This window comes from Saliphagus sp. LR7, assembly GCF_003344565.1.
GTDB lineage: Archaea > Halobacteriota > Halobacteria > Halobacteriales > Natrialbaceae > Saliphagus > Saliphagus infecundisoli.
The window spans coordinates 30051-53520 of record NZ_QPND01000021.1; the positions used below are offsets into that span (position 1 = coordinate 30051).

Consider the following 23470-nt stretch of genomic DNA (forward strand, 5'->3'; position numbering starts at 1 on the left):
ACTAAAATAGTTATGTATTCCCCGTCGTTCACTAATAGAAATCCGGGATAATAATATTGATGATGATCTGATTCAACGTTAATTCAACCAATGAATTTTATTTATTTCCTTTTTCAAGGTAACTCCTTCCCTTTACAACACGATTTCAATTGCCTATTTCGGAAAAAGATTTTCTCCTTGAGTTTCGTCCGGAACGGTCGTTATGGCAGGCTGAGAAATTGTATCGTTAGTGTCACCTTCTGAAATGAACGTTACTTCCTTACATGGAAGAATATGAAATATTGGAGAAGAGGAGCACCCCGACAAATGCATCCATTCGAAGACGATATTCATATAGGAGAGCGAGAGAAGATTTGAACAGTGAATCTGATCTATGCGATTCTACGTTCCTGAGTGGGATGACGCAGTTGACGCCCACTACGACTTTGAGCACGACGAACTTTCCACGCTTAACCGTCAAGAGCGTGATTTAGCCTATATTTGGGATATTTTTGAACCTGAGACGGCACCCATCGACGGCGTACTTATCTCACGCGAACAGGTCGAAGAAACTGATCGGAAAGCTGAGCGTCTCGCAGAATACGGGGTTTATGACGATCCGGTGCTCTCCGTACCGAACTGGCTCCCCACGATTAGTGACTGCGGTGCGTGGGGGTACAAGTCTCTCCCTTTTCCACCGTATGGCAATGAAGGAATGTTGGAGTTTTACGAAACTCTCGATGTCACGGTCGGTGTCACAATTGATCACCTCGTCCTTGGCTCTGGGAAAGAAGAGGGTCGTCTTTACCTCGATGAACGCGCCTTCACGGGCGAGTTGAGCAAGAGTGACATCCCAGACGCAATCGAAGATGTCGTCGATATAATGACTGATGAGTGGCCTTCCGAATGGCCCGACTACGTAGAGGAGTACGAACCAACTATTCGGACTGCTGTTGATGCTGAGGTTGAGCCTTTCTCCATTGATGATTTCCAGGGTGATATTGACCATGTACTCGCACGACTCGCACAAGATTCTCGTGCGGTCTACCGCGAGGATGATGCCGCCTTCCGCTATGAACTCACTCTGCGGAATGCCCAAGCAATGTACGATCTCTATCAGCAGCGAGACTATCCTTTCCGCCTGATGGTCGCAATCCAGGGATGGAATTCAGACACCTACGCTGCAGCCGCCGAAGATGTCCTTGAAATTGGCTATGACTATCTCGGAATTGGCGGGGTCGCTGGGAGTCCAATTCACGACGTTCGGGCTATTGTGAAGTCCGTCGGAAAGTCGGTAAAGACATTTGAACGTAAGCACAACACGCGGATCGACTCACACGTCTTCGGATTCGCGAAGACGGATGGGTTTGAGACAATCGGCCGTTCCGGAATGACGAGCTTCGACAGTGCCAGTATGCTCCGGTCGGCATGGACCGGGGGACAGAACTACCGACTTGACCACGACGAACGCTACGACGCAATCCGTATCCGCTACCCATCGAGTCGCGATGATCTTGAGACAGCGGTCGAAACCGCACTCCGCGGTCGCGAAACCCTTGTCGCCCTACGTGCCTATGACGCAGTCGATTCGATCCCAGACGCGCTTGAGGACTGGCACGACCTCGCAGCACAGGTCCTTCCAGCGGTGAAGCACTACCTCCGCGAACACCGTCACGATGAGCAGTTCAATGAACGCTTGCTCACCGATGTTGAGATAGCGTTTCGAGACGATTTCAAGTACGGTCGTGAACTTCAAGCGAGTTTCAGTGGAACCCTTCGCGGTGCGCTCGTCAAACTGCTCAGGAAGGACGACCCGGACGATCCTATTCCAATCTCAGAGTACGATACTCTCTTGAATACTGCCGCGGAAATATTCGACCAGTTCCCCCATGCCACTCCGATCCTCAATGCTGCCGACACAGTGAGTGGCTACGATCGCGTCTGGACTATCGTTCGTGAGTACGCGATGTGGATCGGAGATGACGATCTCCTTGCAGAATACCAAGAAACGCTCCGTAAGCGTCCCTGGGAGGAATGTGATTGCCCGATCTGTCGTGAGTCCGGGATCGAGGTTTGTATCTTCCGTGGAAACGACCGGAATCGGCGACGTGGTTTCCACAATATGCGCCGATTCTATGATGAGTTCGAGGAAGAACTCCCGAAAATCCTCGTCGCGACTAGAGGGACGGCAAGTCTCAATGGCTATGATACCGTTGAAGACTATCTCCGGGACAAGCATCCCGATTTCTGGACTTACACACACGATCTTCCAGTAGCCGAACTTGGAGTACTCGATGCGAACGGCGTAAACGAGTGGTGGGAGGACTCGCCCGCGATAGTATCGTTCGCTCCTGACCGTATGGCCGCGAACGTCGCCGAACAAACTGCTCGCTACCAACATCTCTTTGTTCATACCGATAATGGGATGCTTGATAACGAAACCGCTGATGCGGCACGCGAGAACGGCTGTGAGGTTACAACTTGTCCTGATCCAGCTGTGCTTCGCCAACAGGTGCTGGAGACGTGTGGGGAGAACTATGCTGTCGGAGACGATTTCCTTCCGCAACCCCCCAAAATCGAAACTGATGATCTAGATGTTCTCGTTATCGATCAGTGCTCAGGATCGAAGAACGCTCCTGATGACGCACCAGTTTTCGACGCTGATGAAACGCTCCAATTCTCACCTGGGGATCTCCTCGCACGCGATAACGTCCCCGGAATCGCCGCTCGTGACCTCTACACTGGCCGACAGCAGAACTATGTTCGAGACGCTGTTCGTCGTCTTCGCTCGAACGGTCACAGTGTTGACCGCTACTTCATTAGTGCAGGATTCGGTCTCGTTGCTGAAGATGACCTCCTTCCCCCTTACGAGGTAACGTTCAGTTCGATGAACGTCAGCGAGATAAACGAACGCTCTGGGAAACTTCACATTCAGGAGGATCTTTTACGTGTTCTCGAGGAGAGCGACTACGATATCGTCTTTTTCACGCTCGGCAAAGATTACTACACCAGCATTGATATCGACGATATGATTCAGGAGGTGCGTTCTGACCGTATTGGTGTCGTGTTCAATCGAGAAATCGTTGAGGATCAGTTTGACAATATTGAGTCCGTCCCCGCACGTCTAGAGGATGCGAATCGACATGATACGATCGTTATCGGCTTGAAAGGCCTCTATTTGAAGAACTTCGCCAAGTATGTTGAGAAGGTTGACGCGCTTCAACCGGCAACAATCGAACAACTCTGTCAGCGTGTCGAAGAGAAATTGAATCAAACTGGATTCAAGAATTACTGAATCCTCTTCGGTGATGCACCCTCAATGGTGACCGGCAAAAATGCCTCCCATTTACCAGGCCCGTTCTGTTGGGGTCAGGAACCCCGTTCTTCTGATTAGTGGTTATAATCATTCATATAACCTACTCAAATATAAACCGATACCAGGTTAGAGATATTTACTTTCTATCGCCCCATTATATAAGTAATAGAACAGCTTATCCGAGCGGGAGGTATGTTATATAGACGACGAACACTCGATCTCGCCCGAGGAGAATTGGAGACACCGGTGCTCTTCCCAGTACGGAATCTCGGTAAACGATCAAGCGACAATACCCCCGCATACGTAGGTACTATACCAGAATTTTCAGCGGCGATGATCAACGTTCGATCGATTCGAAATCGAGAACCAATGTGGCAACGCCTTACTAATGGTGTCTCACTTCGAGAGGAAATGGGAGTTCCTGAAGACACAATCGTGTTCGCAGATAGTGGTGGATTTGATTTCTCTTCTAAGGAGGTGGACACTACCCCAGCAAAAACACTCGATACACAACGTCGACTTGACGTCGACATCTATGGCACGGTAGATATTCCACTCTCCAGAGAGAACCGAGATGCCGAGAATGAACGCCGCATCAGTCAGAGCGCACAGTATGCTCTCGAAGCAAGTGACCACCATGATGGTCGCGGACCCCTCCTAGCTAGTGTCCACGGCTACGATCCAGAAACCGTCCGGAACACCCTTCGATATCTTGAGAAACATGGTGACTTCGACGGCTATGCGCTTGGCAGTATGGTTCCTATCCGAACTGACTATGAGAAGGTGACTAAATTGATATTATCGGCGCGAAAGTCGACAGAAAAACACCTTCATGTGTACGGTCTCGGTGGTCTCGTCTATCAACCACTTCTTTTATACCTTGGTGTTGATAGCTTTGATTCATCTGCTTTCATTCGGAGTGCTGGGAACCGAAATTACCTCATTCCAGGTTTCGGTGGCGAGGAAATTCGAAACATCGAATCACTAGATTACCTTCCCTGTCCATGTCCTATCTGCGGGAAACGGAGTCTCGACAAAATACGCGAAGACCGAACAGCGCTTACTCAGCATAATCTCTGGGCACTTGCGACTGAACTCCGCCGATTTCGTTACGTTGCGGAGTCTGGTCGTGATATTGAGGAATATCTTGATCTACGTTTCCAAGGTAACGGTGTCACACAACGTGCGTATGAAACCGCTAAGCAGCAAGTTCGGAGGCTCACATGACCGAAGAAAGAGCCACTGTCCGACCAGTCACGCTGAGCCGCTTAGTGGAAGTCACCCACGTTTGCGAAGAGGGGACCAAATCCACGGATGAAGTCAAGGCAGCCCTCGATGTTAGCCATCGCCGTGCGCGCGAGACTATCCTCGAAGCGGAGCGTATCTCGCTCTTATCCGAGAGGGGTAATGAAGAGGAGTCGGTTTACGCGACCACTGATGTTGGTGAGTCGTTCCTAGAGTCTGTCCGGGCGGAAGACTGGCCACAAGTGAGTTCTATCCTCGCCACTCACAGCCCACATTACAAGGCGTTCATCGAAACCTTAGAGAACGATGGTCAAGGTGATCTGGATGCTCTGTTGGAACGACTGGAAGTGGCTCAGGAATTCACCCCATACTCGTTCAATCAGACGGGAATCGAAGTCGTCGGCGACTGGACGGAACGGCTGGGTCGCGTTCAGCGTAACGCCTTCTCCGGGAGTTACTACCTGAAGGACAGATCCGAAGTACCGCCCAACTTCCACTTCGTGTTGCTCGAAGCCTACGACGACTTCGAACAGACCGCGGGAGTGGATTTACGTCAGCGGTATCTGTCGATTCCGAGACTCCGTGAGGAAGTGTGCGAACGGCTCGGTTGTTCCCGCGAAGACTTTGATGACGCCTTGCTCGCCTTGTGCCAGCAGAATGTGGGCAAACTCGAACTCTCCGGCGCTCCTCTGGACTCGGCAGCGAAGGACGCTGCTCTCGGGATCAAGAAGATGGAACGGTCCAACGAAGGCGGGCTCGTGACGACTTCACAATCCACACAGCAGGTGATGAGCGGAGTGGAACTGTACGACAAACAATACTACTACCTTGCGGTGTACGACAGCGACATCACGTTTAACACGGAGGCTTCCTAAATGTCCGACGCATTCACGATCAGCGACGAACAGCAAGACTACTCACAGTACGACCTGAACGCCAACCCATTCCCGTATAGTCCGGTTCCGGACGATAGTCCCGAACTCTACTGCGGGCAGCAACACGTCTCGGAGAAGATCAGTTCGACGGTATCGTCGATGCTCGCCACCGGGAAGTCCAAGCACCTTGTGGTGACTGGAAAGTACGGAAACGGTAAGTCGCACACACTCAAATACACCCGTTCCCTGCTACGAGACCGAGACGATGTCGTAGTCGGATACGTCGCACAACCCGGTGAGGGATTCCTCGACATCTATCACGAGTTCGTGTACGATTTCGGCTTCAACCGCCTCCAGGAGATCGCCTACGAATTCCTCGCGACGGTCGCCCGTGACCTCACGGATAGTAACCCGATGAGCCCCAACGCCATGCAATCGCTCATCGACGAGGGCGACGTCCTGCTGTCCGATATCGTGCCGGAAGCGATTCGGCGGCTCAGCGACGTTACGAAGTTTGCCGACTTCGCGAGGGCGATCGTCCACATGGTGTACGAGGACACCAATCTATATGCCTGGCAGTGGCTCACCGCTGAGGGAATTCGGTACGAACAGCGCAAAGAGATGGAGATCCACAGCGCACTCGATGACGATACTATGGGGGTGAGGGCGTTCACCGCTTTCAAAAACACGCTACTGGAACTCGGCTATACCGGGGTCTTCGTGTTCGTCGACGAGTTCGAGAGCGTAGCTCGCCTCTCCCCGAAGGATGAGCAAGCGACTCTGAACAGTATCCGCCACTTGATGGATCAGAACAGCACAGGGCTCTGTATGTTGTTTGGCTGTGCCCCCGAGGTTTGGCAGGACGTGATGAGCGAGTATCACGCCTTTAGTGAACGAATCGGGCAAGAGGTGTCGCTCCGCCCGTTGACCAGCGAACATCTCTACGAGTTGGTCAAAGACTATCTCGATCGAGAGCGGACTTCAAACGGAGACGCCGGTCGTGTTAGACCATTCACTCAGGACAGTCTCGACCTGATTCTACAGCGGTCCCAAGGGAATGTACGGCAAGTGCTCGCACTTTGTAGCCGGATATTAGATGATGCCGCGAACAAGGACCGTCAGGAAATCACCGCCGACTTCGTACAAGAGGCTATCTAGCGTCTCTGTGCTTGTGAGGGGGCCTCAAGCCGAGTTTTCAAACTGAGGGTGCTCAATCAGTCTTGTTGAAATCCTCAACCGATGATAGAACCCGTCGGTCACGTCATGCTCCACGCACTATACGATCCTCGGCGGGGCGAGAGCCAGACGTCAAGACTCTCATCATCTGAGAGATATAGCAACGACGCATGGCCGAATCCACAAAAACCCGATTGTGGGAAGTTACTGAGGCATCATTGAACACCCTGAGGATCGGCCCCAATAGTTAGCATCCCGAAGAATAAACAGGAAAGCATGGCTACCGTCGACGACCAGCGATCGAGAGCCCGTGGGATACTCCTCGGGCTCGCCTGTGGCGATGCCCTCGGCCGTCCCGTCGAGTTCCAACCCCCGGATCGCATCAGGCGCGACCACGGTCGGGTGACCAAGATGCTCGCAAACGGAACCCACGGCCAACCGGCGGGGACGATCACCGACGATACGGAGATGGCCCTCTGTATCGCACGCAGTCTCGCTGACAACGGAGAGTTCGATCCGGCCGACATCGCCGATCGATTCGTCGAATGGAAGGCCTCTGGCCCGTTCGATATCGGGATCATGACCTCTAGTGCACTTCAGCGGATTCAGGACGGCGAGTCGTGGGAGGAAGCCGGTCAGAACGAGTGGGAGACAAGCCCGGAAGGGAGCAACGCAGGCAACGGGAGTCTAATGCGATGTGCCCCGTATGCCATCGCGTTTCGGGACGATCCCGATCGCCTCGTCGAGGTCAGTCGGCAGTCCTCGGCAATCACTCACGCCGACCCGCGCTGTCAGTGGAGTTGTGCGCTGTTCAATCGAACGCTCGCGAACCTCCTCACTGACGAAGAGCGGCCGCTGGCGACGGCGACCACAGCTCTCGAGAGCGGCCTCCCCGAAGAAGTTCTTGGTGCTGTTGAACCAGTCCTCGAGTCGCGTCACGGACAGCAGGCAAACGTAGACCTCGAGAACTCGGGGTACGTCATCACTACGTTGCAGGCTGGACTCTACCATGGGCTGACGGCCGGCACCGCCGAAGAGGCGATCGTTGACGCAGTAATGATGGGAGGAGACACCGATACGATCGGGGCAGTCGCCGGTGCCGTCGCCGGCACGCGCTTCGGCGTGGATGCCCTCCCCGAACGCTGGCCCGATTCACTGTCCGCTCGAGACGAACTCGATATGCTTGCCTCTCAACTCCTCGATATCGACGCATAACTTGTCGTCGTAGGAGAGAGATTAACATGAGGCAGGAACGTCTGGGAACGGGTATTCACGCAGAGTGCGATTTTCATCGAAAGGAAACTCCAAATCAGGATTCGTTTTCCTGCTTTTTCTTACACCACTCAAAGAGTTCCTGGCGTAGATCATCATCTGTTTCCCCGAATACACTCCCAAGGCGGTACCCGAGGTTATCCCACGTTAATTCCTCTGGTGGCGGACCATCAGAATACTTCGATGATTCATCGTTGGCCCTGAGATCTTTCACAGCAGCTGTCCACCCTCGTTTGAACGCCCCCTGTCGGTCACTCCCGGGCTCTGCTTGTCGCACATCTCCCATCGGGATCGTTGGATCATCTGTCATAGCAATTGATTGGTCGATCAAATTTAAAAGTCTCACCAAATTCCGAATACGGAGCACGAACAGCTCAATCGAAGGATTCGACGATCGAGAGATCGGCTTCGAGCTGTGGATCGAGAGTGGTGCTTCGACAGTCGATCTTCACCCTCTCGTGTTGCCAGTCGAGGCCGTCCTTTCCGCGCCACACACCGTGTAGGGTGACGCCGGGCAGTTTCACGATTCCGAAGATGAGTGTGAGGGTATACATCAGGAGTTCGACCTCCCGCCACGTCGCCGACGTCTTTCGTGGGAGGTCGGCAGGGAGATCGACGTGCTGTGCGAGAAGCGTATGGCTGTGAGCCCGTTCGACGAACGTCCGATCGTTACTAAAGAGGAGGATCTGGCTTCGGTGGTTCGACTTGTAGGTGTCGTACGCGGGGATGATCTGTTCGTCGCCTCTCTCACAATCGATCTCGTCGGCCTGCTGTGTGTCGCGGATGTTCCGATAGGCGAGCAAACCGAGTCGGCCGATCCGTGCCGACCCGAGTGGCTGGTTCCAGTACTCCTCGTACTCGTCGCCGAAGGCGTCGACGAACGGGCGTGTCTCGTGGCACTTGAAATCCCAGTCGAGTTCGTCGCGAATCCCCGTCGCGAGTACGAACCCGTTGACGTATCCCGCCCCCTCGTCCGGCTTGCGCAACTCAAGGATGCGATCGATACGCCAGGGGAGCAGATTCGTGTCGAAGCCGGCGAACACTGGCGGATGGCCTGCCAGCAGATCAGGATCACCGTACCGATCGAGGAAGGTTCGGATCTCCTCAATGTTTTCGATCGGGACGATGCCGCTGGCCATCGCCGCCTTCACGTATTCGTCAGGGGCCGGCAGGTCGTTCGCGACGGTTTCGGGTACCGTACGATGGATTTCGTCGTAAGCACTCGTGTACTCATCGCGCCGTTTTCGGAAGCGGATCGTACAGTCGTCGGGTTCGCCCAGTTCGATCGTGAGCAGATCACCGATCTCGCTCGAAGGATGCGAGATGGTAAACCGGCCATCACCCCGGTCGTACAGCCGGTTCAGCAAAAGGGTCAGATGGGAGCGCTGGATGCGCATCAGAGGACCTCCGTGAAGTCGATCAGTTCGATGGCTGTCCGGGGGATCACGGGATAGCTCTCGCCGAAGTAGCCACCGTCGAGATGGACGTAGTAGAGGTGATCGACGTTGAGCTTGCGGCCAGCCTGGAAGCTGATGATCGACCAGAACTTACGGCCAGGCGTGACGTCGACGGCGATCTCCGCTCCACCATCGTGACCGGCTTCGATCGCCGTCTGGAGGTACTCGACGATTGCCTCGAAGTCGCGTTCCTCCTCGATGGTTTCGACAGTGACAGTCGGTTCGTCGCCGCCATGGGCGGTAACAATCGTTTTGATCATCGAGACCGCTCGGTCAGTTACCTCTTCGATGAAGGGGTTGTCGAGAACGTAGACGTCCGTTGGTTCGAATCCCTCCCGACAGGCCGCGTTCAGTGGATTGACGATCGGCGCGACGCTTGTGCTCCCATTTGTGACCCAGACCCGCTCCATGTTCTTGTTCGTTCGACAAATCAAATAAAGATACGGTACGAACGCTGGCCGGTACCGATTGAAAGTACAAATCTGACGGACTCAGCTACTGATCTGCGTGTTCCCTATCAAACACATAGAGGAGTGTATGCACGTCGAGCATCGTCGCGTCGTCGAGTTCGCGATCGAGTTCGATGAGGAGCTGGTGCTTGCATGCCACGTTGAGCTTCCAGTACTGGTCGGTGTTGAACCCGGTCCGAACCTTGTAGTCGGCGAACTCGCCGAAGAAGGTCGACATCAGTCCCCACCGGTACATCACGTACTCTCGCGGGTAAACGAAGGTGAGGAGGATCGTCGCGAGGCTCATGAGTTGTCCACCCCCCTCGTCGAGTTCTCCATAGAAGCTCCCGAATCGGTCCAGACGGAGATTGACGTGTGCCTCGTCGTCGAACAGGTGTGAGAGGACGGCAGCCGCTTCTTCGGGATTCTCAAGCGACCGGTTCTTGAATCCACTCCAGATGATACCGCCCTGGCGTCCGCCGAGCATGTAGGCCGGCACCGATGTCGACAGGCTGGTTGACGTCGAACCGCCTAGGTCGTCAAGCAACGACTCGACATTTGCAGCCGTCAGATCGGTCAGGTCGTATTCCGGTTTGACGACATCCGCTACGTGCTCACGATACTCCCCTTTCCACGCTTCCCAGTATCCCTTGTTCCAGAGGTCTTCCCGACCGTCTAGTTCGAGGCCGCCGTTTCGTTTGGCCTCCACATAGCCCTCGATGTGTGGCTCGTGTCCAGTAAAATCGATATCGGTCGTGACTGGCCACTCCTGGCGCCATCCCGTGATCGGTCGATACTCGTCGTCGAGGAGTTGGTCGGCGATCACGTCGTCGTCCTGGGTCGCGACGAATCGGAGGAGCTCGCTCATCTCGTGATGTCGTGGGACCTCGTGGCCCGTCCCGCGTGTTGCATACCCGACGTGGTCGTCATAGAGACGATCGAATTCACTCCAGGCCTCTTTGGCTTCCGCGAACGTGCCTGGTTGGGGGTGGCCCATCCCCTTGAGTCCCCGCGTACACTCGCTGTAGAGTATCGGCGCCGATTCCGGATGTAACCGTCCGTACAATTCCCAGACGGCAGTGTCGACAGGAAACGTTGCCTCCCACCCTGGATCGTACGTGGTGGCTGCTCGAATCTCCTCTATCGTGTCGGCTACTTCTTCGACACCACGACACTGATTCAACACGAGTTCCGGACCTCCGATAACGGCATCAGCTAGTATTTCATACGACCAGAGGTCGCGAAACTGGTCATCTGAGGGTGCATTGAGAAATGATGTGACTTGGTCTTGCGTTCGATGTGTCCGATTATTATCGGTGAAGTCGAATCCAGGACCGGACTCAATATCCGATACCGTATTCCCCCACGCCTCGAGAAGCGCTCTCCGCCGTGGCCCAATGTTTTCAGATGACATACTTGGTAGGGGCCACAGATACTCCAAAAGGGCATCGAAATACGTGAATTAACCGTGTCAAATTATTTTCGAAACAACTATCATTCATTTTATCAAGTTCTTTCTCTTGGGCTCGACTCGAGATGACGTATACCCGTCCTCGCCATACACTTTTTATCAGGAGGCGTAGAACAGCACATCACCGTCGATAGGGAGGCCCGATCCACCGATGTCAACCGACTATCCCCCTGACTGGGATCAACGACGACGGGAAGTGTACTCCGAGGACGATTTCCAGTGCCAGAACTGTGGCAGAGAAGGGGGTCCTCATGGATCGACCGAGTTGCATGCCCATCATATCGTACCGAAAAGTCGAGGCGGGAGCCATGCAAAATCGAACTTAGTAACGGTCTGTGATGAGTGCCACGCAGCCGTTCACGGGGATGCGGTCGCTCCGACAGCACAGCACGGGGACGTGGAACGATGGATCGAAATTACAGGCAGCATCATCGATGACTCGAAACAGTTGGTCATCGACGTCGACGAGCACATGGGGCGGGTCTCCGATCATCTGTCCGGAACCGCTCACGAGGGCGAGTACACCCTCCTCGATCGGAATCCTGCCGACAGCACCGAGCTGTGGAACGAACAAGACGGCCTACGACACCGGTTTTATGATATCAAGGCACTGCTCGACGAGCGAAAGCAGTACCAAAACGACGTCACGCCGGCCACGGTAAAGCGTGCGGTATCTCAGTATTTCAGCTCCTTTCAGGCATATGTGAAGGCGACGATCGATATCTGGAGCTTCTTCGAGGAGGTGAGCAGGGACGGCCCATTTTCGGTCCTGCACTGTCCGACCTGTGACGAGGAACTGGAAACGGATAGCGAGTTCTGTAGACATTGTGGCGCAGAAATCGATTTCAGCGATCACGAAACTGGTGACCAGGCGGAACAAGTAGGACAGCAGTGGGATCAGCTACACAAGACGTTCAACGAAGCGGCAGACGAGATGCAGATCGATATGGTGGAGATGGATATCGCAATGAACGAGGCCTCACCGAACGATACGGCGGTTGAGTGGGAATACTGCCCGAACTGTGGCTTCAAGAATTCAGTCTGGGTAGATACGCCTCGCGAGGCGACCTGCCGATTCTGTCAGGCCAAATGGAAGAAACGCGGCATCCTCTTTACGAAATGGGAGATGGTCGACGGCAACTATGCGGGTGAGGCGGTTGCCGACGACGAATGGGAACGACGAGGCCGCACGAAACACGGGGATCGTGAATTCGAGGATCGACTTCGAACCCACCACTAAGACTCGCTCTGTGCTCCGTGGGTCCTCCTCAGTGGTCAACTGACGTCTCCGCCCGAGAGGAGCCGAGAGCTGTCACTGGCAATCCTCACGAATCCAGCCTCGTTAGGGCAGATTACGCGAGATCGGCTTCGAACGGTTCGTGCTGAACCCGCTCTAACAGCAGAGACCGGTGAGAGTTCGGATCCAGCGCATCGTTCAACAGTGACTTGACGAGACTCGGTGGCTCGTAGCCGAGTCGCTCAGCGACTCGGCGGAGAATATAATCACTTCGCCGTCTGAACGCTCGGACCCACCGTTCTCGGGGAAGCAGCGACGACGCGTCACCATCGTCGTCGCTGCGGTCTTCTTGCTGGTGTTTGATGATCTCGATGAACAGTTCTCTGAGCGTGCGGCTAATCACGAGCGAGAGCAACCCGATGAGAATCAGTTGCCCTGTTTTGCCGCCGATTGACGGTAGCTTCAGCCGCTCTCACAGGAAGATTCCGTGAGGCTCACCAGGTATTGGACGCCGTCTGGCGATATGGTATCGCTCAGACGGCTCGCACGGTTGTGTCGAGACCTTGCCAAACAGCACGTTGCGGATCCGGACGTACCCGCCGCGCCGGAGGGCGCGGACGGGTACGCCGAGTGGACACAGATCGCGTTGATTTTGTTCCGCGTCGAACTGGAGAAGAGCCTCCGTGAGACCGAGGACTATCTTGATGAAATTCCCGGTGTCCTCGCTGTATTTGACCTCGATGAGGCATCGCACTACAGCTCGCTCTGTCGGTGGGAACAAGAGTATCGGATGCGTAAACTCCGCCGAAGCGCGGAGCAGGCGGGCTGGAGTGGTGAAGCCGCGATTGACGCGAGTGGCTTCCAGCGCGATCAAACCAGCCATCACTATCGCGATCGCGCAAACTACTCATTCCAGTTGATGAAGACAACGATCTTGATCGACGTGCACTCGCTCGGGATCAAAAACGTTTATTTCACGACGCAGAAGGCGTGGGACGGCCATATCGGGATGCAGGTCTTCCGCCGGAACGCGGAAGACCTGCGTGTGATGTCTGCTGACGCGAACTACTCGTGGAGCGACCTCCGTGAGGAGTGTCGCTCCGAGTCAACGCGACCTATCTAAAACAAGAAGTCGGTAAGAGCTTCCACACTTCTCCGACCAAATTCACCGACATCGGCGGTGTTCACCCCGGTCGGCAACTCCAACATCGCTAAACTATGCCCGTTCTTCACGGAGTAGTCGTTTTGAAGGTCCTCATCGTTGTCGGGATAGACTAACACACAAGGCGCGTCATACGCTGTCTGATATGCTACGACCTGATAGACATCGTTGTTCTTGACCTCGGTCTTCCATTTGGCGTCCCCAACCAGCACTGGCTCACCGTGATGTCTGATCACGAAATCAGGTCGCATACGAATCGATGGACTTCCTCTGAGTAGATTGCCGGTCCGGGCCTGTCCCTCTACGCTCCAGCCATCTCGTTCGTCTACGGTTTCTCGTGCAGTTCTCTCAACCAACTTTTCGAACACCTCATTCATTCCGATCAGTAGCGAGTAGGATACTCCCTCACCCACGACGATGTCTTCGATGTAGATGTGTTTCAACACGAGCAGCGACAAGGCCAGAAGTTTCTCGTAGTAATCGGTAAGACGAGTCAGTTCGATCTGTTCAGCTTCCTCAATCGGCACTTCTCGGAGCGTTATTCGTCGCCTGAGCCGCGATTCGTGTTCGCGTAATTCGCCGGCAATCTCGGCGCTATCCATCAACGACGACAGGACGTTCGTAACGCAGAGAATTGTCTGGTTTAGCGTGGTATCGTACGTGAACTCGTCATAATCACACTCGAAATCTGTCTTACCGGGGCCCCCTGCGAGCTGCCTCCGGACATTCAATCTGCCTCGAAGGTACTCTTCTGTTCCTTCCACTTCGACGTACTCCCTTCTGAGGCCCTGCGAAAGGATTTCCTCCAACTCTTCGAGATACAGTACTGCTATTGTATCGACGAAATTCGTCCCGCTTTCGAGTTCCGTTTCGCGCGAGAGGTGGGTTGGTTCTGTCCCATTTGCATATCGTAGAAGCGTGACCAAGTTCGGATCCCCGACCTTTGGTTGGATCTCGATCGTTGGCCCATCGGGTAGGGATACAACTCCGACTCGATGGTCCGTGTGCAGTACGACCTGCTCGTCCCGTCTGTATTCAACTCGTAACCCATCCACCTGTGATTCGATCATCTCGATATCGTCATCCGACAGGTCGATGGGGTCCGATTCGTCGTATTCGGACAGTTCTATCAGGTCATCAGCCGTCACTCGTCTTCACCTTCCTCGCCAACGAGTTCAGAAAACGCCTCACGGAGCGCGTCCGAATCGAAATCGGCGATCTGCTGTTCATCCCAGTTGAAGAGTTTCCCGCCACCGCCATCGAAGATGTGCTCTTTGAGCCGCTCCATATCTCCAAAGTAGTACTCTTCGAGCAGGGGGAGTATTTCGTTCTTCCAGGACTCGACGAGATGCTCGTCAGTGGTCCCACCGATGAGGTAGGAGTGTCCGACCTGTTTGCCTTTTCCGAGATTCCCACTGTCTCGAATGCGCTCGTTGATGGCTCGGAGTGTGAGAATGGAGAGTGCTCCGAGGTCCTGCCCCTCCTCCACGGAGGCTTTGGTTTTGACGTCCTGCTCACCTTCAAAGCCGAGTTCGTCGTAGAGAACGTCATAGTTGGGCAGGAAGTGCCGAAATCGAAACCGCCGACGTATCGCGGCATCGACGAGAGCGATCGATCGATCGGCCGTGTTCATCGTCCCGATGATGTAGAGATTCGGGGGCACTACGAGTCGGCCATCCGAGTGGGGCAGCTCGTCCTTCATCTCGTTCGGTTCACCGAGTCGTTTGTCGTTCTCAATGAGGGTGATCGTCTCACCGAAGATCTTCGGGATGTTCCCTCGGTTCACTTCGTCGATGATGAGGATGTATCTGGGCGCGTCTGCTTTCGAGTCGGCGTCTTCGTAGGCCTCGACGGCGTCCTCAGCCATCTCCTTGAACACGCCAGCCTCGGGTTCGTACACGAGGTCGCCGTCACGGGTCTTCGCCGTTATCCCCTCGATGAAGTCTTCATACGAAAACGTCGGATGGAACGTTACCATCCGAAGGCGGTCCTCAACAGCATCATCGAAGTGGTCGTCCTCGTCTAGCCCCCTGTCTATCCACCACTTGGCGAAGTTGAGCGCTCCATAGGTCTTCCCGGTTCCTGGCGGACCGTGGAAAACAATCTGTTTCTTGCGTTGGAGATGTTTTTCGACGGTCTCGAACCACGGTAACTCGTCGTACTCTGCGGTGTCTGGTTCTTCGATCAGTTCTTCGTTCCATCTCCAGAACGTGTCCAACCGTTCTCTGTATGCTTCGACCACGCTCTGGATCGATACCTCGTCTTCAGACTCGAACGACTCGTCATCGTATTCCTTTCGAGGGACATCGCTCCCGTTGTCGATCCCGTATTCGATCTCATTGGGATAGAAGTAGATGTACAGTTGATATGCCGATTTGTGATCTCCGAGAACGCTCGGATACAGAACAGCCCACGAGCGAGTACTCGGGATATTGGTTGCGCCTTGGTAGGTGACGTAGTGAGTAGACAGTTGGTCAGCATCTATCTCGTTTCGCAGATAATCGAGTAAATCCTCGATGTACGCCTCTACACGGTCTTTGGCATAGTTGTAATAAATCTGAGCGAGGATCTTGTAGTCGTCCCACGAGTTCATGATGTTCTTCTCGTGGTTTGCATTCTCTCGTGCGGCGATTTCGTCGATATCTACGGATTCACCGTCAAGGATGGTATCGAGTACGTCGTACCGGATTTTGGTTATTTTCTGGCGTCCTTCGTACGCCTCAAGCTGATCTCTGAGAAATGCCTGGGGTAGCGTGCGAATCTCGTCGAGGAACAGAGAAGTGTCCTCCTCAAATTCCTCTAACCGGCTAGTGTGTCTGAAGAGGTATCTGAGAATGAAATTGTATCTACATTCCGCCGAGTACGTTACACTACTCACGAACTCTTGAATGTCCTGAAGCGTTGCTTCGGTGAGTTTCTCGTTCAAGACTTTTGTCTGGATTGCAGAACAGTAGCTCCGATACAGATCATATTTTCTCCCGACCGAAAGATCGTCTATATCGGGACTGTTTAACCCAGTAAAGTAACGAATGAGGGTCTCAAAGCCTTCCTTGTCGTACGGTACGTATAGGTCTGGGTCGGAAGTCGTCAAGAGAATACTGATGACCGGGAGGTCTATACTTTGATCCGTCCTGAATCGCTCGATGCGATCTTCGAGTGGACTCTCATCTTCGAATAGGGCTACCAGATCTTCGATGAAGGTTTCAGCGTCATCCGCTACCTTCGCCTCCAGTTTATCGAAGTCTTCCTCGGACAGGAGGTGGTGACCATCTCCCGTTGCTTCTCTGAGCGCCGTCATGTATCCCGATACCGTGTTCGCAGTCAGGTCATGTTGGTTGAGCCACGAGTGGCCGCTATTCAGAATCTCCAAATTCCGGTTTCGCCGATTCTTATCGGACGATTTGAAATCGAGGTACGTATCGACAGCTGCGTGGAGGGCTCCTTTATCGAGGTCGAATTCTCCTACTGAAACCACATTAACCATACCGTCGGTATTGACAGAACGGACAGAATAACCTTGTCCCGGTGGGGTACGCTCGGCTCACAACGGCAGGGGAACCGCTAACTTAGGCAAACGTTCCAGACCCATGCCAACTGTCGGAGCCAGTTGTTCGTGGTGTCGACACCGTGTTCCGGTGAAAGAGCCGTAGAAGGTCTTGGCATGTAGAAGCCCGGGGTCAGACGTCGATGTATGCAGCCGACCGGATATATGCACGATCGGCACCGTCGACGAGCACCCACCGTGCATAGATCGACGTCCATCGCGAGCACTGTCGGCCCGATCATACCGGAGGCCCAGCCTACCTTTATCCGTATACCCGTTTTCGGAAGTCGAGATCGACGGGTTCGTACCCCCCGTATGCACATCGGTTCATATGCCGACGAAACGGACGACCCTCAGACTCAGTGACGAGCGCCAGCAGCTCCTCGACGAGGCAAGCGAGATCGTCGCCGACGTCCCCGAGGACGACCCGCCGATGGCTGACGTGATCGACGCGGCGCTGACGCACCTAGTCGAGAGCGAGCAGAATATTCATAGGGATCAGCGTCTATATTCGGAGGTTCTCATGTAGAAAACAGCCTGCTAGGAAAACCGCACGACGAGAGAAACTATGAACTAGTCTGCTGATCCCTATCAGAAGGCCCCGAGGAGCACCCGCCTGATGTCATTCAGTCGATCGCGAATACGTGCGTCCTAGCGCTCCACTATCGAACCCGTGTAGAGAGTCGCTGGCGGTGAGAGACAAAATTTCACCCCACCCTACTGATTCTCGTGCTTGGTACAGGCGAGGGATGTATCGCGACGGATTGAAAACCATCGGTTATTTGATGTAATCCGCGTGGGACATATAGAGGGCGAAGTCAGCACGAAGTAGTGAACGATTTTAGTTGTTGGCCGAGGGCCTCGACACTCAAACCCGGAGGAAGTACCGGTGCCAACGATATTTTCACTGGGCTCACCTTCGACACACCACCCACCACAGCACGATGATTCCACGTAAGGTGGAAAGCCGCTTGTCCTTTTTATTTTCACAGCTATGACTTACTGGAGTACATGTTATAAGAACCAGGCGTGGTTATTGTGATAACATACCCGAGGATGGAAGAGTGATGGTCAAAAAGCGACTCTCTCAAATGAGCGATTCAGGGAAATTTGAGTCAGTTGTATCATCTATTCTTCGAAGAGCCGATCCATATTATGAATCTGTTATTCAGACAGGTATTAACCCAGAGGGCAAACCGGTCAAAGATCCTGTAGACGGAATTGGATGGGTAAAGGGATCTGATAATCCACATTATATCTTTTTTGAATATACAACGACAAAGAAGGCTGGTTTGATTTCAAAATGGCTTGCTGACCCTGATTCAGATAGTAGCCAGGACAAGGGGGACTTGATCAAGGCTGCCGAACGTGCAGATGAAATCCGGGAGGGTTCTCCTAGTGCAGAATTTACTGTCGTTCTTGTATCAAATAAGGATCTGGATAGTGACCTTGTGACAAAAGTCAAATCAGAGGCAGATAAGCATGACGTGTCGGTTGATATTTGGGGGGTTCATCGGCTTAGTGATTTCCTTCATAACGATCCAGATGGACAGTGGATCCGGCAGAATGAATTTGGCATAGAGGCGGAGCGGTTATCGGAGCCACTTTTGTTAGAAATTGGCGAAAAAAGCTTGAGTGCGTATCAGGAGGAATTTCGCGTTGAGGTAGAGGAATTACGCGTCCAGCGCCCAGAGTTATCGACCATTCTCGAGACCGCTGAATCTTCTTCGCCTGGAAACCATCTAATTCCGCTTGTCGGGAACTCAGGGTTCGGAAAAACAGTAACTAGTTATCAGGCGATGGAGAATTGGCTGGCAGAAGAAACACCGACTTTGAGGGTTAGACCGAGTGATGTGGAAGCTTCTGCGAGTTTGACACAGGCTCTTCAATCCGCTCTTAGCCGACATCATGTTTCTTTGACTTCTACGGCAGGACAGGAAGCCATTCGAATCGCCAGTAAGAATGGTCGTTTGCTGGTTGTTGTTGATGATTTGAACCGGGCCAATGATCCGACTCATCTATTTAAACGGATTTCAAATTGGGTTGGGAAAATGCCGGATGGCGGTGATAGCGAAACTGAGGAATTTCCTGTAGCCATAATATGTCCGCTATGGCAACGAATTTGGGACAGACATAAGCGTAATATCCAATACAATAAATTTGCAGACCCTGTTGAACTCGGTCCCCTTTTATCAGATACTGCTGTTGAGTTAATCCAGTCTCAGGCGGATGTTCACGGCGTCAACATCACCGAGGACGCTGCCCATGACTTGGTTGAAAAGGTTGGTGGTGATCCTCATATCATCGGTCTTCTGGGTAAGCTAATGGAGAATGAGAACAGCGTGGCAGATCTACCTAAAGCTTCTAAAGACGTGATTCGGGATTTCGTTAATCAGTCGTATGATACAGCGAGTGCAGCATCATCTGAGTCGTTTATTGCTGCAGATTATAATTTGGCGGTTGAAGACCTGTCAATAAATGTCTTAGAAAAGAGGGATTTAGAACCGGGTTGGAGGTCGGTGCGTAATTGGATTTCAGGTTCTGAGAATGTGAAAGCAGTTCGTGAACTGACTCAGCAAGCTCAGCTTCTATTTATTGTTCATAGAAAAGAAGAGCGGATTTTATCATACCGGCATGACCGAGTGAGAGATTATCTATTGTCAGCTTATACATTTGATCGACTTTCGCGAAATGAAAATACATCTTACATTAGTGACCCCTATTATTACTCTATTTTGGGAAAAGGCATAGCGTATTTCCGCCCACCAGAGGACGTTCTTTCCCAACTCTGTGAGAAGAATCCGCTTGCACTTTTTGAAGCTCTTCGTGAACTCGGAGGTGATGCTTCTGACTATGAGGACAAGCTAAATACAGAACTTCAACAGTGGTTGGATGAACAAGGCAATCCGACTAATCTCCCCTCTAGCTTACTTTGGAAATCAATAGAAATTGTTCAGGAAATGGATTCAAGGAAAGTTTGTGAGTTGACAGAATCGTTCCCAGACTGGCCGCAGGTTCTTTTAGCGCGATTTCGGAATGGGGATTTGGACGCCGGGATTCAGTTTTGTAATCAGCGGGATTCGGGCAATCCGAATACCAATTTTTCTCAGCGAGATACTGTTATGGAGGAAGTGAGACTCCGGTGGGGTGAACAATACACAGAGGAGTTTTCGACACGATTTGAGACTATTGGTGAAGAGAATATCTCGGGCGCAATACAACTTGCTGGATTTATTGGTAAGTCAGGGCTCTTACCGGGTATTAAAGATGCGTGGAAGAAATTCGGTGACGAAGACGGTCTCTTACCGGTATTCATTTGGGCAGCATTTCAATGTGGTCTGCCAGACGATTCTTCGTTCGTCAATAAGGTATTCAGTCGTTGGGCGTCTTTACCAAGCACTCATGAAGTAGAGAGGGAGGATGAAGCTGGTAATAATGATGGGGTGACGAAGGGGAGAGTGTATTCTGCAGTGAAGTTTGCGCTAGCCCGTGATATCTCTAAGCGGCAAATTAAATATCTATATGAGGCTATTGATGAATTCCCTGAATTAGAGTATCATCTTGTACTTCTCCTTCAGAATATTGCGGATCCTGATGCGTTGGAAGTAGCTGTTAGGAAGATGGGGGAATTTCAGCATGAGGCAGAGGGTCATGGGCCTATTCATCTCTCGAGTGAGCTTTCTCGACAGTGGGATCCGAATGCGATGCGAGGTCGTTCGCTTCCGGCAAGTTGCAAAGCACGTCTGAGAAATCTCTGGACAGATGAAGACGAGTTAGATGAGACTCGACGTTTGGCATTTCGCACGTGGTCAAAGGCTGCTCAAGTTGAGGAGCTTGAAATTCTGCAAGATATGAGTAATAATGAACTGTTTGAATATCGTGCTCATTATCGACGGTTGGAGTTAGGTGATCAATCAGTTTTTCATTCTTCGGCATTCGACATAATTGAGACTCCTTCGTATCTCCAAGCTATTTCCAGGACGTGGAGTTCCGAGGCTTATGAGTTGGTAGACGAAATTCTCGCCACAGTGGATCCGGATGATGAGCAAGATCTGTTTTACCAGCTTGGAAGGTTCTTGTTCCGGATTCCGGATAGTGATGCAGAACAACTACTTGAAGCTCATTGGGATCGTATTGGTAATCGTCCAACATTCTTTCAGGCGGCACTCTATACTGCGACTCCGTTGTCTAGAGATCTGGCTAACCAAACGTATGAACAAACTGATAACCCCGGGAAATTACTTGAGCACGTTCGGATGAATTTTGGATTCAATACATACGGTCGGTCAGAACTCATATCGGAGAAGCATTTGGTGTCGCTTGAGCCATATCTCGATCATATTAGAGAGATGGACTTGATTGAGATTGCACATAAAGCAAAAGAGATTGGAATGATGGAGTGGAGTGCAAGTAATGTTCAGCCTTTGATGTCCGAACATAGATATAGCGCACATCCTACTGACGAAGACCTGTTTGACCGTCTTGATGAGATTGAAGATGACGGCGATCATAGAATCGACATTAAAGTCTGGATGGACGAGTTTGATAGACGAGCAGAACCAAAGTCTCGCGCTTTCCACATCCTTGAACAATGGTTAAAGAAAGATACCAATCTTGACCGCTACAATATTGTTGCAAAAGTTATCAAAAACCGTGGAACACGAGAGCATCTGTCCATCTTGGATAATGTGTCAGAAGATATTGGGGATGATCAAGTTGGTGCAATCTATGAGGACGCTGAAATCGGAGTTAAGACGCGGACCCTACACTAAGTTAATCCTACTTCCGCAGGTTGATCTCAAGATCCACTATGTATTATCGCTATTATCTGCAGTGCTGGCACCTAATTCGTGGACATATTCGCACCGCACCCCCACGCCGTCGCCCATACCAACATGGATAGATAATCAAACAGTCACACCGGCGGCTCGCCGACGTCTCGGATAATCGAGAGGAATGAAAGTTCACGCCGCTGCGGGCGTCCGTCCGTAGCTCCGGTAAAAATCTCCCATGGGTACGGCTGTTCCATGAGGTAGTTTCCCGAATTCTTAGGCATTTACGCGCGCGTGTGGCTAACTAGTAGCACTAAATGTGACAGACGGCCACAACATACTTGTATTCGATCTATGTGATGAATGCATGGCGGCAGAAGAACACGGCCGAACTGACAGTCCTTCAATTACCGAGCGAGTCCCCGGAATGCGGCCAGGAGAAACCGCACGCAACATTGGGGTTGGATACGGGTATTTCCTACTCGCTCTTGTTGCAGTGCTCTTCTTTCCTCTTGCACTCGGGATAATCGTCGGGAATAACTACGCGGGAGCTGCCGAGAAACTATCGGGGGCCCCCGGTATTGACCCTTCTGGTGGTGTGAAATCGGGGGCTATCGTGGCTGTTGTCGCACTATTCGTGTGGGTTCCGTTCATCCAGGGTATGGAAGATCCGTCTGTGTCAAACGTCGAAAGCCGATCTGTGTCAAATATCGACGAGTTCGAGCAAGCACTGGAAGACAATGGAGTTGAAACGGGATACGTTGGGGAGACAGAGATGGAATATGTCGTTGGAGGAGATACGGTAACTGGAGTCGATTACTATCCACAGGATCCGACGAATCCACACGACGAGATCCGGACAATTGCTATTATGTATGCCGAACTTGTTGACTCAACCGACGGAGCGATTTCGCTTATCGCAGTCCCAGTTGACTCGGAGGGCCCGGTCGCTGACGGGACGTCAATTACTTCAAATTTAGCACAACAGTATGCCGACGGCGACATATCCGAAGAAGAATACATGGATCGGGTTAATTCGGGCGGTGTTTGAGATATCCGGTGTCAGTGGTACAGCCTCGCCCTTCCGTGGGCATCGAGACTACAACGGCCACCTTAGCGTTGGATTCCTGCAGCCTCGTAATCAAACACGACCTGGGGCGGGAAAAGACAACGTCTCATGCAGGATTAGAGCTGTGAGAACCCACTCGCACTTCTCTCATATCTCTACCTTGTCGCCAGAGATACTTAAAGCGAGAAATGGGGACTGTCTGAGTTACCCCACGAACCTACACTCAAATCCGATCGTGGGGTAACTCTCCAAACCAGCGACTCGGAACGGCCGTTCCTCGCCCTAGCGAACCACGGCGCGTATCCCGATCGTTACATCCGGGTGCGAATAGACCACCGCAGTCAATTGATCTCACTCGGCCAATAGTACGATACACAGGCTAGACTCTCGTCTACGATTCATCAGACGTGCTCTGTCCCGGATCGACAGTAGGAAGCAATCCCGTC

Annotated in this window: 15 protein-coding genes and 2 pseudogenes; 11 read left to right on the forward strand and 6 right to left on the reverse strand. The window is 52.5% G+C overall.

What is annotated here, in order from left to right; all coding sequences use genetic code 11:
* The first annotated feature begins 373 nt into the window (after positions 1-373).
* The 5 genes from DVH23_RS19370 (at position 374) to DVH23_RS19390 (ending at position 7806) form a co-directional block, all read left to right on the forward strand.
* Entirely contained in the window at positions 374-3274 is a 2901-nt protein-coding gene (locus DVH23_RS19370) for a DUF6884 domain-containing protein (RefSeq protein ID WP_114579046.1), read from the forward strand.
* A gap of 213 nt (positions 3275-3487) precedes the next feature.
* Positions 3488-4522: a tRNA-guanine transglycosylase gene (locus tag DVH23_RS19375; protein WP_114579047.1), complete on the forward strand. Its 1035-nt coding sequence runs from the start codon at positions 3488-3490 to the stop codon at positions 4520-4522.
* The gene (locus DVH23_RS19380) at positions 4519-5415 is read left to right on the forward strand and encodes a hypothetical protein (RefSeq protein WP_114579048.1); all 897 of its coding nucleotides are present in this window, start codon (positions 4519-4521) and stop codon (positions 5413-5415) included. Before DVH23_RS19375 ends, DVH23_RS19380 begins: the two co-directional genes overlap by 4 nt.
* The gene (locus tag DVH23_RS19385) at positions 5416-6573 is read left to right on the forward strand and encodes a BREX system ATP-binding domain-containing protein (protein WP_114579049.1); all 1158 of its coding nucleotides are present in this window, start codon (positions 5416-5418) and stop codon (positions 6571-6573) included.
* A 294-nt stretch (positions 6574-6867) separates the two neighbouring features.
* A complete protein-coding gene (locus DVH23_RS19390; protein WP_114579050.1) occupies positions 6868-7806 on the forward strand; it encodes an ADP-ribosylglycohydrolase family protein in 939 nt (312 codons plus the stop codon).
* A 94-nt stretch (positions 7807-7900) separates the two neighbouring features.
* Here DVH23_RS19390 and DVH23_RS23810 read toward each other — a convergent pair whose 3' ends face one another.
* The 4 genes from DVH23_RS23810 to DVH23_RS19405 all read right to left on the reverse strand — a co-directional run bounded on the left by DVH23_RS23810 (position 7901) and on the right by DVH23_RS19405 (position 11210).
* Positions 7901-8173: a hypothetical protein gene (locus tag DVH23_RS23810; protein WP_157972507.1), complete on the reverse strand. Its 273-nt coding sequence runs from the start codon at positions 8171-8173 to the stop codon at positions 7901-7903.
* 64 nt (positions 8174-8237) lie between these two features.
* Positions 8238-9260 (reverse strand): hypothetical protein, encoded by a 1023-nt coding sequence (locus tag DVH23_RS19395; protein ID WP_114579051.1) that lies wholly within the window; start codon positions 9258-9260, stop codon positions 8238-8240.
* The gene (locus tag DVH23_RS19400; protein ID WP_114579052.1) at positions 9260-9730 is read right to left on the reverse strand and encodes a hypothetical protein; all 471 of its coding nucleotides are present in this window, start codon (positions 9728-9730) and stop codon (positions 9260-9262) included. The genes DVH23_RS19395 and DVH23_RS19400 overlap by 1 nt, the downstream gene beginning before the upstream one ends.
* 85 nt (positions 9731-9815) lie before the next feature.
* Positions 9816-11210, reverse strand: coding sequence for a hypothetical protein (locus DVH23_RS19405; RefSeq protein ID WP_157972508.1), 1395 nt, complete (start codon positions 11208-11210; stop codon positions 9816-9818).
* A gap of 181 nt (positions 11211-11391) precedes the next feature.
* On the opposite strand from DVH23_RS19405, the pseudogene DVH23_RS24710 reads away from it, so the two are divergent.
* The 3 genes and pseudogenes from DVH23_RS24710 to DVH23_RS19420 all read left to right on the forward strand — a co-directional run.
* Positions 11392-11589, forward strand: a pseudogene (locus tag DVH23_RS24710) (HNH endonuclease); the annotation flags it as partial.
* Positions 11590-11637: 48 nt separating this feature from the next.
* A complete protein-coding gene (locus DVH23_RS19410) occupies positions 11638-12480 on the forward strand; it encodes a zinc ribbon domain-containing protein (RefSeq protein WP_232833831.1) in 843 nt (280 codons plus the stop codon).
* A 520-nt stretch (positions 12481-13000) separates the two neighbouring features.
* A pseudogene (locus tag DVH23_RS19420) lies at positions 13001-13597 on the forward strand (IS5/IS1182 family transposase); the annotation flags it as partial.
* Here the strand turns inward: DVH23_RS19420 and DVH23_RS19425 are convergent.
* Together DVH23_RS19425 and DVH23_RS19430 are read right to left on the reverse strand one after the other, a co-directional pair.
* Positions 13597-14787: an McrC family protein gene (locus DVH23_RS19425; RefSeq protein WP_114579055.1), complete on the reverse strand. Its 1191-nt coding sequence runs from the start codon at positions 14785-14787 to the stop codon at positions 13597-13599. The pseudogene DVH23_RS19420 and the gene DVH23_RS19425 overlap by 1 nt on opposite strands.
* Positions 14784-17123: an McrB family protein gene (locus DVH23_RS19430; RefSeq protein ID WP_114579056.1), complete on the reverse strand. Its 2340-nt coding sequence runs from the start codon at positions 17121-17123 to the stop codon at positions 14784-14786. The genes DVH23_RS19425 and DVH23_RS19430 overlap by 4 nt, the downstream gene beginning before the upstream one ends.
* 391 nt (positions 17124-17514) lie before the next feature.
* Here DVH23_RS19430 and DVH23_RS24715 point away from each other — a divergent pair, with 391 nt between their 5' ends.
* The 3 genes from DVH23_RS24715 to DVH23_RS19445 all read left to right on the forward strand — a co-directional run bounded on the left by DVH23_RS24715 (position 17515) and on the right by DVH23_RS19445 (position 23006).
* Entirely contained in the window at positions 17515-17712 is a 198-nt protein-coding gene (locus DVH23_RS24715) for a hypothetical protein (protein ID WP_114579057.1), read from the forward strand.
* A gap of 562 nt (positions 17713-18274) precedes the next feature.
* A complete protein-coding gene (locus tag DVH23_RS23815) occupies positions 18275-21955 on the forward strand; it encodes a hypothetical protein (protein WP_157972509.1) in 3681 nt (1226 codons plus the stop codon).
* Positions 21956-22322: 367 nt separating this feature from the next.
* Positions 22323-23006, forward strand: a complete 684-nt coding sequence (locus tag DVH23_RS19445) for a hypothetical protein (protein ID WP_157972510.1) — start codon at positions 22323-22325, stop codon at positions 23004-23006.
* Positions 23007-23470: the final 464 nt, after the last annotated feature.